Below are 12,558 nucleotides of genomic sequence, written 5' to 3'. Positions count from 1 at the left end.
CAAGCGGTGAACCCCGCGGCCGGCAGTATCTGGGGCGTGCGGAGCGCCGCAGAGCGGGAGGCCCGGGCCATCGTGGACAGCGAGCGGGCCGCTTCGTCGACCGCAATACCGCAAGCGCAACTTCGCGGCTCCGCTGGTTCGCGTGGCGCCGCTGACGGGCGCGCTGATGACGGACGCGCCGATGACGGACGCTCCGGCCACTGGGGCCCCGCTGACGGAAGCGCCGGCCACGGGCGCCCCGGTGTCGAACAATTGGCGCTCAGCACGCTGGCCCGCCATGCGGCACGCGCCATGGGCCAGGACAACGCCCGCGTGCTCGGTCTCGATGCCATCGCGCCGACCGTCGACCCCGCGGTTGCGTCGGCCGAGGCGCGATCGCCGGCTTCCACGGCACCGCGCGCGCACCGTCGCCTTCCGGCCCGACGCGATGCGCGAGGGAATGCGCGAGGGAATGCGCGAGGGGATGCGGGAGGCGATGCGCGAGGGAATGCGCGAGGGAATGCGCGACGGGATGCGCGAGGGGATGCGCGATGGCGGCATGGCGGGCGAAGTTGTGACCGCCGCGCGGGGGGCAACGCGCCCGCGCCACACGCAACTGGCGCTCGCCCCGCCGAACGCACGGCTGGCATCGGCCTACGACGATCTGATCGAAGAGGTCGCGCGCCGGCACGATGTCGCGCCGCACCTTGTCAGGGCGGTGATCAAGGTCGAATCCAATTTCCAGCCGCAGGCGCGCTCGCCGAAAGGCGCGGTCGGCCTGATGCAGGTAATGCCCGCGACGGGGCGACGTTTCGGCGCGGCCGATCTGCGCGATCCGCGCAGCAATCTGAGCGCCGGCACGCAGTATCTGCGCTGGCTGCTGAACCGCTTCGACGAGGACCTGACGCTGGCGCTGGCGGCCTACAACGCCGGCGAGGGCGCGGTCGAAAGGTATGGCCGCCGCATTCCGCCCTTTGCCGAGACGCAGGGCTACGTCGGCAAGGTGCTGGCGCACCTCGGCCTGACGCCCGGAACAGCGCAAATGCCCTTGCCGGCTGCCCCGACGGCGGGCGCCAATGCCCCCGGCAACGGCGGCACGGCCGATGCGCAAGCCGCCGGCACGATCGCGAGCCGCACCGACGACGGCAGCAGCGCGAAGGCGGGCCGTCCGGCGAGGGCCGGCAGCAACGCCGCGGCACGCCAGCAGGCCGATGCGACGCTGCGGACCGTATCGAACTGGATCGGCGCGCTGTTGACGTCCAGCTCGCAGCCGCCGACGCGCGCGGCAACAAACGGGACCGCTGCCACGGTACGGGCGATGGCGACGGACGCGCCCGTCGAGGCGTCGACCTGGACGCGATTGCCGGCCCCCGAGCCGGTACGCGCGGGACCGGTCTGATGACGGTGCCATCAAGCATGCCGCCGCCGCGCGGCGCCGGCGCACGGCTTTCAGGTCATGACCGGATCACGCCGTCGCGTTCCCTGCCAGATGATGAGTCGATGAACCCACCGTCCACTTTCGGCCAGCGCGGTGCCGGCGCCTGGTTGCGCAAGCTGATGGATTGTCCAGGCGTCGCGGTGATCGCCGCCAATGGACCGACCGCGCAGATCGAGGTCGGCGGTGTGCCGGCCAGCGCGTGGTGCCTCGAGGCGGGACTGTGCATCGGCCTGCTGCTCGAGCTCGGCGCCGAGCCGCCCGAAGGCTGGCTCGACGACGCGACGCTGTCGTTGGCCGCAACGCCGGCCGCGGCCGATGACGCGCTGGCCAGCGATGGCAAGGCGTGGCTGCTGTGGCACCGCTACGACCACGATATCGAAGCGAAGCAACTGGAAGAACGGCTTGCGCTGCAACTGGCGCTGGTCCGGCGGCTGACGGAAAGCGCGCGCGCCGCCGCGACCGGACCGGGTTCGGATATTGGAAGACTGATATGAATGCATTGCAGCTGGGCAAGCTGACGTTTCTCGCCGCGGCGCTGGTATTCGCCGTCGAGGCACGGGCGGCATCGGGCCCGCTGGGCCTGTCGGGCCCGGAGTTCTCCGTGTCTTCGCGCGGCATGAAGGTCGCCGCGCTGCTGCGCGACCTGGGCGCCAACTATGGCGTGCCGGTGATCGTCAGCCCGGACGTCAACGACACCTTCGTCGGCACGCTGGAGGGCCGCCAGCCGGAACGCCTGCTCGACCAGCTGGCGCAGCTGTACAACCTCGCCTGGTATTTCGACGGCCGCGTGCTGTACGCCTACAAGGCCGGCGAGGTCAGGACCGAAGTCCTGACGCCGTCCTATCTCGATGCCGGCGAGCTGGCGCAGTACCTGCGCGAGGCCGGCGTGTTCAAGGGTGGTACCTGCTCGGTGCGGCCGGTCAGCAATTTCAATGCGGTCGAGGTATTCGGCGTCCCGGTCTGCGTGCAGAGGATCGGCAAGCTGGCCAAGGATCTCGACGAGAAGACGTTGAACCAGACCCAGAACAAGGAGGTCGTGCAGGTCTTCCCGCTGCGCTATGCCTCGGCGGTCGATGGCGCCTACACCTACCGCGACCAGCAGGTCGTGATTCCCGGCGTGGTCACCGAGCTGCGGGAAATGGTGCGCAGCCGTGCGATTCCGGCGCCGACGGAAAGCGGGCAGGTGGTACCGGTCTCCGGCACGCAGCCGACGTTCTCGGCGGATGCCCGCAACAACGCCGTGATCGTGCGCGACCGCGCGGCGAACATCCCGCTGTACGCGGAGCTGATCAAGCAGCTGGACCAGCGGCCGCGACAGATCGAGATCTCGGTGGCGATCATCGACGTGGACGCCGCCGACATGCGCGAGCTTGGCCTCGATATCGGCGGCAGCGTCGGCCTGGGCAAGTCGCGCATCAGCTTCAACGCCGGCAATGCCGCGGCCACGGACGGCACCTTCTCGACGGTGCTGAGCAACACCGCCGACTTCTTCGTCCGCATCAACGCGCTGGAGCAGAACTCCAGGGCCAAGGTGCTGTCGCGCCCGTCGGTGGTGACGCTGAACAACGTGCAGGCGGTGCTCGACCGCAACATCACCTTCTACACCAAGCTGCAGGGCAACAAGGTCGCAGAGCTGGCCTCGGTCGCGGCCGGCTCGCTGCTGCGCGTGACCCCGCGTCTGATCGACATGCACGGGGAGCAGGAGGTAATGCTGACGCTCGACATCCAGGACGGGCGGCAGGAGCCACCGGCCAACAACATCGAGCAGCTGCCCCAGGTGCGCAACTCCGGCATCGCCACGCAGGCCATCCTGCGGCCGGGTCAGAGCCTGCTGCTGGGCGGCTTCGTCGAGGAGAAGCAGCGCCAGGGCCAACGCAAGATTCCGCTGCTGGGCGACCTGCCGCTGGTCGGCGGCCTGTTCCGCAACGAGACCCGAGAGAACCTGAGCGTCGTGCGGCTGTTCCTGATCAAGGCCGAACCGCACGCCCTCAACTGAAGTGGTCATGAAATACCGATACCAGATCAAGATCCTCAGCGGGCCGCTGGCCGGACGCCGGCTGCGCTTGCCCGAGGGCGAATTCACCATCGGCGGCGCCGATCCCGACCTTGACGCCATGCTGGAGGGCGGCGGGCGCGCCGTGCTCGATTGCACCGGGCAGGGCGTGCTGCTGCGCACTGAGGTGCCGGTATGGATAGAAGGCGTGCCGACGAAGCCGGCGGACGTCCCGTTGCCGCTGGAGAAGGTCGTCGACATCGGCGGCCTCGCGCTGCTGGTCGGGGATGCCGATCGGCCGCTGCCCGAGCGCAAGGTACCGGCCCGGCGAGACGGGCGACGCGGCATGGTGGCGACCGTCCTGGCGTACGCCGGCCTGGTGCTGCTGATGTCCGGCAGCGCGGGCGCGGCGATCTGGGCGTACGGGATGCTGCAGCCGGACAGCGCGGTGGTCGATCGCGACGAGTGGCTGGCCGAGTGGCGCAAGCGGGCGCGGCAGCAGGGCATCGATGTTGCCACCCGTCAGGACGGGATGATGGTGCTGGCCGGCAGCTGTCTGGATTCGAATGCGCGCAACGCACTGGTTGACAGGCTGCGCGAGCACGGCAAGCCGTATCGCGACGACACCCTGTGCCAGGACGAACTGGTGCGCAACGTGCAGGCCGTGCTGAATCTGCACGGCTTCGGCGAGGCGCGGGTGCGGCCCGGTCCGGCGGTCGGCACGGTGGTCATCCAGGGCACCCTCCATGCCGACGCGCGCTGGCGCCGCGCGGTGTCGATGCTGTCGTCGATGCAGGGATTGCGGCGGTGGTCGGTGGAGGACCCGGTCGGCACCAGCGTCAAGACGCTGATCGGCATGCTGCGCGACGCGGGCCTGATCGGGCGGCTCAGCGTCGCGCGCGAGAAGGACCTGATCCTGATCACCGGCGTGCTCGATGAAGGCGCACAGCGCAGCCTGTCGGCGGTCACGCACGCGTTCGCGGGCTCGCATCCGGACGCCCCCAAGGTCATCTTCCAGAACATCCCGACCCGGTCGATCCAGACCGGCATCTTCCCCGCGCCGGTGGTCAGCTTCGGCGGCAGCGGCGAGCTGGCCTTTCTCGATCTGGCCAACGGCACGCGCCTGAAGACGGGAAGCCGGCTGCCGGCGGGCCACGTGATCGTGCATCTGGACCGCAACGGCATCGACCTCGAGCGCGAGGGCGAGCTGATGCATCTACCGCTGGAGCTTTGATGGAACCGACTTCATCCAACACCCCGCCCCCCGCCCTGTATGGCACCGAGATCGAGTGCCGCCTGGCCGAGGACAGCGACGGCGCGCTGCGCAAGCAGCTGCGCGCCGAACTGGCGCGCGCGCGCCGAAGCATCGATGCACAGCTGCGCGCGCCGCAGACGCCGGAGGCCTTCGCCCGATTGACGGCGATGCGCGAGCTCTGTCTGGCCGGCACGCGCACGGTCGACAAGGTATGGCGCCGGCTGGCGGCACAGCGCGCGTGAGCGCTGCGCGAAGCGGCCCGAATGGCGTTGCAATGATCCATGACCGCAAACGCCTTGGCGCAATACCCGAACGAAAACCAAATGCTTTAGCACCCCGGATTTTTCAATAGATTCATGAAGCCTTGATCCGTAGAGTCATCACAACGGGCTTCGAATGGAGAAGCAAGATGGAAGAAGAGCAATTGTGGAAGCAGGCCGTGGAAACCCTCGAACGTCTGCGCGCAACGCTGCAAAAGGAGATGAACGACTGGGCCGAGATCGAACGGCGCATCGACGATCTGCAGCTGCGCGCGACCAGGGATCCCAAGGCCGCGCAAGAGCTGGCCGCGCTGGCCGCCTTCCTGGATGCGAGCCGAAACAACGGCGACGACATACAGGGCCGGATGGAGCAGCTGCAGGCCATGATCAAGGAAATGAACCTGCGCGCCGCGCAGGACCGCCGCGAAATCGAGCGCTACAAGCAAAAGGTGTTCGGTGCGCGCGGGGAGGAACAACAAACCGCTCCGGTGCCGCCTCGCGCCGGGAGCACGGCGGAAAAGCCCAAGAAACGCGTGCGCCGTTTTGCATGACGAGGCCCTCCTGTTTTGAATCTTGAATATTGAATTGGAGTAGAAAAATGGCTGGACATATACAAACGCGACCCAATCCGGAACTGCTGCTGCAGACCGACGCGCCTGTCAAGGAGATGCCTCTGACGACCGCCGAGCCCGCGCCGCTGGCCGGCGGGCTGCTCGTTCCGCGTAACTACGATACCAAGCCGGTCACCGATTCCGCCTGCTTCGCGCTGATGTTCCAGGCGATCGAGAACCAGCGGCTCGAGGTCGGCGCGCGCATGGACGAATACAAGTGGAACAACGAAACGGCGCGCGCGATCGAGAAGCTGAAGAACGCGACCCAGATCGCCATCGACAAGGACATCGGTTCCGATCCGAACAAGACCACCACGCTGCCGAGCGACGTCGCCCGCTACATGTGGGACAACAACCTGCAGATCGACGGTGTCTTTCCCCGCAAATACGCGAGCTTCGAGGAATTTGCGAGTCAGAAGTACTCGGCCGCCCAGTTGCGCACCGCCATTGGGAGCCTGGACATCAAGAAGACCGAGTACACCGACATGAACAGCCAGTACATGCAGCAGACCAATATTGCGCTGAGCCTGCTGCAAGTGGTCCAGCAACTGCTGACGTCGCTGATCGACATGGTCAAGCGCATCAAGGAACAGATCACGTCCAAGGTCTGATCGCGCAAGCCAGCCAGGGGAGAGCACCGTGCAACGCGTGTTGAAGCAGGCAAGTCCATCCGGTGCGGCGCCGCTTGCCGGCGCCGGCCGCGCCGACGGCGATCGCGATCCGGCGCCGGCAGAGCCGATGGAGCCGATGGAGCCGATCGCTCATAACGCGGCGCAGCGGGACGTCGAGCGCTACTTCGCCGAGGGCGGGAGCCTGCGCGAATTGTTCGGGCTCGATGCCGCCGCGCTGGAGGTCCTGTACACGTACGCCTGCCAGCGGTACGAGGCAGACGACCACGAGGGTGCGCGGCAGCTCTTCCTTGCGCTGGCGGCGATCGACCCGCACGGCTACGACTACTGGTTGTCGCTGGGGCTGAGCCTGCAGAAGCTGCATCGGCACGACGAGGCGATCTATTGCTTCACGCGCTGCGCGCAATTGCGCATGTGGGAACCGAAGCCACCCTACCTGGCCGGGGTCAGCCTGCAGTTGTGCGGCGAGTATCAGAAGGCGGCGCAAGCCTATTCGGCCGCGATCGGTTGGTGCGGGGAGCAGATCACATACCAGGGACTGCGCGGTCTCGCCGAACAATCGCTGCAGTCGCTGCAGTCGTTTCAGGCCCTGCCGCCGGCAACCCCGCCGGCCGCAGAGAGCGCGCGAATGGAAGGAGGAAAACAATGATCGGTGCCAATGCACTACAGCCCGTCGGGCTGGTTCCCGGCGGGGAGAGGCAGGATCGCCTCGATACGCAGTGGGAGGCAAGCGGACCCGGCCGGACCGGCATGGTTCGTGGCAGCGCGGGAGCGCGCGTTGCCATGCCGGCCATGTTGCCGGCTTCGGCGTTGGAGGTCGAGGAGGCCGAGGAGGTTGACCAGGTCGCTCGAGCCGCGGCCTTTGCCGCTTCGCTGCTGAAGCCACCGCCGCCGGCGCTGCGCGAGGTCGACCGGCGCACCGCCGAGCGCGCCTGGGGCAGCGTCATGGACGTGTTGTCCGGCGCGTTTCGTGCCGCGAAGGCGGCCTCGAAGCATGACGAAAAGGCCGTTCAGCTGGCGCTGAGCGACCTGGGCGGCGCGACCGAATCGATGCACGCCTTCTATCGGCGCGCACTGAATCCCGAGGCGGTCCTGATGGAACTGCAGGTCGAGAGCGGGATCTTCACGGCCGAAATGATGAAGGCCAACCTCGACCACACCGTTGCCCTGCGCAAGGAAGAAATGGCGGCCATCGAGGAAAAGCAGCGCAAGGAGCAGGAGGCCGCCGAGAAGCAGAAGCAGATGCAGCAGAAGGCCGGCAAGGGGCAGGTACTGGGGCTGGTGCTGAACTGGGCCATGGCCGCCGCGCAGGTCGTGACCGGCGCGCTGAAGATCGCCACCGGGCAACCCCAGGGGGCCATCGACCTTGCGGCTGGTCTGGTCGGGCTGGCCAAATGCACGCTGCAGACCATCGAGATGGCTCACCCGGAGCTTGCCGGCAAGCTTCGACACCATATCGACGAGCTGGCGAAATGGGAAATGGGCCTGAGCGTGGTGGCCGGCCTGGCAAGCGTGGTCTCGGTGGCGAGGATCGCCAAGGCGGCCAATGCGATCCTCGGCACGGCAGCCGGCGAACTGCTGACCACCGGCGTGGAGCAGGGCGGCAAGCGAATCAGTTCGGTTGGCGTGACGCTGGTCAATGCGATGGAGAAAGGCGGCGACGCTGCCGAAGCCGCATCGCAGCTGGTCAAGAACATCGCCCAGACGCTGGTCGACGATGTCGCCGTGCAGCTGCGCAACTCCCTGCGGGTTGCGGGCGGCAGCCAGAAGCTGGCGGAGGCATTCGCCAGGTCGTTCACCAATGAGGCCGTGCAGAAGCTGGTCGAGCAGTCGCTGTGGCAGGCCGCCAAGCAGATGCGCGGCCTGACAACCGAGGTCATCCAGTCGACCTTCATCGACCAGGTCAAGAAGCAGCTGACGCTGGCGACAGTGCGCGCGGCGGTCAACTTCACGGCCGCGCTGGAGGCGGCATCGGCAACGGCGCGAGTCGTCGCGCCGGCGGCACAGCAGATCACCGTCAATGCGCTTCGCGTCGAAGGCGCCAACAAGAAGGAAGAGATCGAACGGATGATGATCCACGCGATGATGCTGCAGTTTCTGATCGATCTGATCGGCCGACAGATCAAGGAAAACAGGAACGCGCTCGAACGGGTCACCCAGGACCATATCGACAATACCGAAAACATCACCAACGCAATCGGCGAGATTCGCGACGTGGCACTGCAGGCCGTAACGGCCGGCGTTTGAGTGCCAACAGTCGTTCCGATCAAGAAGCGGGCGGTGGCGCTGCATCGGCAGGTCGCCGCCGACATCGCGGAAGCGATTTCACAGGAGCAGCAACGATGAACACCATCAGCAATTCGGCCAGCGTCGCGACGCAGCAGCCGATTACCGTGCCGGAAGCGTCGGCCCGCAGCAGCGAGACAAAGTCGACGCAGGCCATGATCCTCGAATTTCAGGCCTTGATGAGGAAGCTGTACAACACCTACGTGGAGTGCCACGCGGCGCTCGAGAAGAACGTGGCGGATCTGCAGAAGCTGGCCTACCAACGGGCCATCGATGCGAAGGACCAACGCAAGAAGGCCGAGGTGGCGACCGGCGTGACCGGGATTGTTACCGGCGGCTTCAGCATGGCCTGCGGCATTGGCGGCGGCATCATCGGCTTGAAGACTCCCCTGGGCTACGGCATGGGTGTGGAAATGGGGTCGCATCTTGGCACGCCGGCCAGCGGTATCGGCAACGCCATTGGCCAGACCGTGACTGCCGGTACGCGCGGCAAGGCGGAGGAGGCGCAGATTCATGCCGACCTCGCCCGCAACGTCTCGGACTCGGCGGCGCGCGACGCAGGCAAGGCGCGCGACAACGCCGATCAGCATCACGATCAATATCTGCGTGAGGCTGGTCAGCTGACACAGGAAATGATCGCGGCCATCAAGGCCACGGTCGCCCCGCGGTAATCGATCGTGGCTGCGCCGAAGCATTCCGACAGCGAAGCGCCGCAGGCCGCGATCGCCGTGCCGGCGGATCCGGTCACCGGATTTCTGCTGTCTCGCGGCCTGCAGCCCGACATTGCCTATCTCGGCGAGTCGGCATTCGAACTGGGGCGCCGCGTGCGGCTTGCCGGGCTCGAGCTGATCTACCGCTTCGAGCAGGACACCCTGTTGATCTGCGATATCGCGGCGTACGACGAGTCCGGCGTATCGGATTCCTCGGGATCGTCGGGTTCGTCGGGTTCGTCGGGTTCGTCGGGATCGTCGGATCCCACGAGCGCCCCAGGCGACTTCCGCGGGGCGATGCGCACGCTGGTATCGCTGATCCATGCGATCGAGCGATCGGTACCGGAGGTCGAGGTCGTCGAAGGGCTGGTGCCGTTGACGGAGGGCCACGCGAGCGATGTCGATGAGCAGCAGCTTGGCCGGCGTTTGTTGTCGGTCTATCGCCAGCTGGGCGCGCAATGCGAGCCGCATGACATCGCGGGCATGGTGCAGGTTCGGTATCGGATGCGGGGCGGCCCACGGCAAGGGCGGCCGGTACAGCCATGACGCCGCGGGCCGCTACGGCAAGGACGGGTCCGGTCGGCATGGCCCGGACCGTGGATGCCCGATCAAACGTCGATCAGGCCAAGCCGTCGCGCCCATTTGGACAGGTCCGCGACATTGTGGGCGTCGAGCTTGCGCATCAGGTTCATCCGATGCGTCTCGACGGTCTTCAGGCTGATCGACAGGCGCTCGGCCACACGCCGGTTGGTATGTCCTTCGGCGACCAGCTTCAGTATCTGCCGCTCGCGCGGCGTCAGTCCGGCGGCGGCCACATGGCCGCCGTCGTCCCCCTCGGTGCGGCGCATCGCGTCCACCTGTTCGAGGTCGATGTCGGGATCGAGATAGGCCATGTCCTGGCGGACGGCGTGCAGCGCCGCCATCAGTTTTTCCAGGTTGCTGCGTTTGAGGACGTAGGCGTGCGCGCCGGCGCGCAGCGCGGCGGCCGCGCGGTTCTCGGAATGCAGGCCGGCCAGTACCACCACGCGAATGCTGGGCCATCTGCGGCGAATGGTCGCAATGGCGTCGACCCCGTCGAGGGAGCGCAATTGCAGGTCCATCAGGATCAGATCGGGATGGAACTGCAGGCAGGCGTGGACGGCACCGTGTCCGTCCGACGCTTCGCCGACGATGTCGACGGTCGGGTCGGCCTTGGTCAGCAGCGATTTCAGGCCCTCTCGCATCACGGCGTGATCGTCGACCAGCACGACGCGGGTGGCGGACAGGTGACCGGTGATGGGGCGGCGTGCGGATTGCACCAGGCGCGGCAGCACGGCAAGGCCGTTCAACGTTTGGATAGTCATGTGTTGCTCCGAAGACTATGCCGGAATCCGAGTTGCGTCCGATGCCAGGTGTTGGCTCGATGGCCCTCGGTTCAGGATGGCGCCAGTCTAGGTAGCGACAATGAGCAATAAATGATGGAACGATGAGATGGAAATGAGGGCCGGCGACCGGCAGCATCGACGCGCGGCATCGAAGCCGATCGATGCCATGGATCGAGGTGTGAACGAACGCGACTGGAGCGCGACATGAACAGACTGGATGGCTTTGACCGCCTGCTGGCGGAGTTCGGCGAATCGATCGGGATTCCCGAAATGGCGTTCGACGAGGATGGCCTGTGCCATATCCGCGTCGACGAGGAGTACCCGATCACCTTCCGTCGCGATGACGACAACCATAATCTGGTGCTGGTCGGATTGATCGCCGAAGAATTGCCGGAGCGGCTCGATCGCGAAATGGTCAGGGAGATGCTGGCCACCGGCGTCGAGCCGCTGCGCGACCACGGTGCCGCGCTGGGACTGGAGCCGCAGTCCGGCACGCTGATCCTGCATCAGACCATGCCGCTCGCCAAGATCGACCGCACGGTGCTGGAGACGCTGCTGGGCAACTTCATCCTGATGCAGAAGGACTGGTCGGCGCGCGTGGCCGGTGTGGGTGCGGAGGGCGGCCAGGCCGACCAGGCCGGAACCAGGGCGGGCCACGAGCTTCCCGCCGGTCCGTTGGCCGGCCGGCCGGCCGGCCTCGGTGGCCCCGCCGGTCCCGCTGGTCTCGCCGGTCCTGCCGGCGCAAAGCCTGCGTCGCCGGGCACCGGTCAGCCCGGTGCCAAGGCCCCGGCCAAGCCGGCCGCGACGGAACCGCGCTACCACCCTCATCTGCATCACCGCTGACCGCTGGCCGCTGATCGCTGGCCGCTGATCGCTGATCGCTGACCGCTGACCGCTGAGCGCTGACCGCTGGCCGTTGAACGTTGCCCCGTTGCCCCGTTGCCCCGTTGGCCCGTTGGCCCGTTGGCCCGCCGCTGGCGGCGAACGTCGGTGCACGGTGCGAAGATCGACCGGCGGCGGCGTCCCGGCGCCACACTGTCGATTGACAATCCTGGCCCAGGCTATCCATCATTCTGGTCGGAAAAGAAGGCACCCCGGATCGGCATTCGCCCCGGGGACAGCCGCACAAGAAGGAACGGGAAATGATGCAGTGGATACGCCTAGTGGCGGGCGCGGCGGGAGTCGCCGCGCTGTTGGCCGGGTGCGCGGCGGTGCCGCCCGACGAGTCGCCGCTACGGGCGGCAGTACAACCGACGCGGGACGACGCCCGCGCGCTGGCCGTCGAAGTCTATACCTACGCCTATCCGCTCGTGCTGACCGATGTCACGCGCGAGGTGATGGCGGCGCGGGCCTCGGCCGGCGCGGCGGGGCAGACGGCGGTCAATACCTTTGTCCACCAGCGCGGCGCGCCGCGTCCCGGCGCCTCGGACATGGCAAGCCCCGACGCGGACACCCTGACCTCGATCGCCTGGCTCGATCTGTCGCGCGGGCCGGTGGTGCTGAGCGTGCCGGACACCCAGGGCCGCTACTACACGATGCAGTTGCTCGACGGCTGGTCCAACGTCTTCTCGGCGCTGGGCAAGCGGACCACCGGGACCCAGCGCGGCAACTACGCGATCGTCGGCCCGGACTGGACCGGTGCGTTGCCGGCCGGCGTGCGCGAGATCCGCTCCCCGACCGCGATGGCCTGGGCGGCGCTCCATATTCAGGTTGACGGCAGGCACGATCTGCCGGCCGCGCACCGGCTGCAGAACGGCTACCGTCTGACGCCGCTGGCCGCCTGGCCGAACGGCCGCCGCGCCTTGCCGGCGGTGCCGACGATCCCGCCGGCGGCGGTCGACCTGGAGACGCCCCCGGTCGAGCAGGTCGCGGCGATGGACGCGCAGGCGTTCTTCAACCGCTTTGCCGCGCTGCTGCCGGCCAACCCGCCGACCACGGCGGACGAGGGCATGATGCAGAAGGTACGGGCGCTGGGCATCGAGCCCGGGGCACCGTATTCGACCACCGTGCTGGAACCGGAAACGGCGCGCGCG

The 12,558-nt window shown here is 67.5% G+C and carries 14 protein-coding genes; 13 read left to right on the top strand and 1 reads right to left on the bottom strand.

What is annotated here, in order from left to right:
- Positions 1 to 439: 439 nt before the first annotated feature.
- From AC6EI8_RS18695 to AC6EI8_RS18645, 11 genes are all read left to right on the top strand, one after another.
- Complete coding sequence (locus AC6EI8_RS18695) at positions 440 to 1,378, top strand: transglycosylase SLT domain-containing protein (RefSeq protein WP_498382580.1); 939 nt, start codon at positions 440 to 442, stop codon at positions 1,376 to 1,378.
- Positions 1,379 to 1,479: 101 nt separating this feature from the next.
- Positions 1,480 to 1,911, top strand: a complete 432-nt coding sequence (locus AC6EI8_RS18690; RefSeq protein ID WP_149316174.1) for a hypothetical protein — start codon at positions 1,480 to 1,482, stop codon at positions 1,909 to 1,911.
- The gene (locus tag AC6EI8_RS18685; RefSeq protein WP_150083758.1) at positions 1,908 to 3,413 is read left to right on the top strand and encodes an EscC/YscC/HrcC family type III secretion system outer membrane ring protein; all 1,506 of its coding nucleotides are present in this window, start codon (positions 1,908 to 1,910) and stop codon (positions 3,411 to 3,413) included. Before AC6EI8_RS18690 ends, AC6EI8_RS18685 begins: the two co-directional genes overlap by 4 nt.
- 7 nt (positions 3,414 to 3,420) lie before the next feature.
- Positions 3,421 to 4,644 carry a type III secretion system inner membrane ring subunit SctD gene (sctD, locus tag AC6EI8_RS18680; RefSeq protein WP_498382579.1) on the top strand — a complete coding sequence of 408 codons (1,224 nt, stop codon included), beginning with the start codon at positions 3,421 to 3,423 and terminating at the stop codon, positions 4,642 to 4,644.
- On the top strand, positions 4,644 to 4,907 hold the full coding sequence (locus AC6EI8_RS18675) for an EscE/YscE/SsaE family type III secretion system needle protein co-chaperone (RefSeq protein WP_226106013.1): 264 nt from the start codon (positions 4,644 to 4,646) through the stop codon (positions 4,905 to 4,907). Before sctD ends, AC6EI8_RS18675 begins: the two co-directional genes overlap by 1 nt.
- 167 nt (positions 4,908 to 5,074) lie before the next feature.
- A complete protein-coding gene (locus tag AC6EI8_RS18670; RefSeq protein ID WP_226106011.1) occupies positions 5,075 to 5,476 on the top strand; it encodes a hypothetical protein in 402 nt (133 codons plus the stop codon).
- 47 nt (positions 5,477 to 5,523) lie between these two features.
- On the top strand, positions 5,524 to 6,147 hold the full coding sequence (locus tag AC6EI8_RS18665) for a hypothetical protein (RefSeq protein WP_149316169.1): 624 nt from the start codon (positions 5,524 to 5,526) through the stop codon (positions 6,145 to 6,147).
- Between the two features lie 28 nt (positions 6,148 to 6,175).
- On the top strand, positions 6,176 to 6,814 hold the full coding sequence (locus tag AC6EI8_RS18660) for a SycD/LcrH family type III secretion system chaperone (protein WP_498382578.1): 639 nt from the start codon (positions 6,176 to 6,178) through the stop codon (positions 6,812 to 6,814).
- 134 nt (positions 6,815 to 6,948) lie between these two features.
- Positions 6,949 to 8,412 (top strand): type III secretion system translocon subunit SseC family protein, encoded by a 1,464-nt coding sequence (gene sctE / locus AC6EI8_RS18655; RefSeq protein WP_498382577.1) that lies wholly within the window; start codon positions 6,949 to 6,951, stop codon positions 8,410 to 8,412.
- A gap of 95 nt (positions 8,413 to 8,507) precedes the next feature.
- Positions 8,508 to 9,122, top strand: coding sequence for a hypothetical protein (locus AC6EI8_RS18650; RefSeq protein ID WP_149316166.1), 615 nt, complete (start codon positions 8,508 to 8,510; stop codon positions 9,120 to 9,122).
- A gap of 6 nt (positions 9,123 to 9,128) precedes the next feature.
- Entirely contained in the window at positions 9,129 to 9,707 is a 579-nt protein-coding gene (locus AC6EI8_RS18645; RefSeq protein ID WP_498382576.1) for a hypothetical protein, read from the top strand.
- Positions 9,708 to 9,769: 62 nt separating this feature from the next.
- On the opposite strand, the gene AC6EI8_RS18640 is transcribed toward AC6EI8_RS18645, so the two are convergent.
- Entirely contained in the window at positions 9,770 to 10,504 is a 735-nt protein-coding gene (locus AC6EI8_RS18640) for a response regulator (protein WP_223819685.1), read from the bottom strand.
- A gap of 225 nt (positions 10,505 to 10,729) precedes the next feature.
- Here AC6EI8_RS18640 and AC6EI8_RS18635 point away from each other — a divergent pair, with 225 nt between their 5' ends.
- Both AC6EI8_RS18635 and AC6EI8_RS18630 read left to right on the top strand, forming a co-directional pair.
- Positions 10,730 to 11,368 carry a type III secretion system chaperone gene (locus AC6EI8_RS18635; protein WP_265633757.1) on the top strand — a complete coding sequence of 213 codons (639 nt, stop codon included), beginning with the start codon at positions 10,730 to 10,732 and terminating at the stop codon, positions 11,366 to 11,368.
- 299 nt (positions 11,369 to 11,667) lie between these two features.
- Positions 11,668 to 12,558, top strand: an 891-nt coding sequence (locus AC6EI8_RS18630; protein WP_498382575.1) for a DUF1254 domain-containing protein, incomplete at its 3' end; no start/stop codon positions are given.

The sequence above is a fragment of the Cupriavidus sp. R6-3 genome (assembly GCF_059772245.1).
The sequence above is the reverse complement of the archived record's forward strand: the minus strand, read 5'-3'. Positions and strand labels throughout refer to the sequence as shown.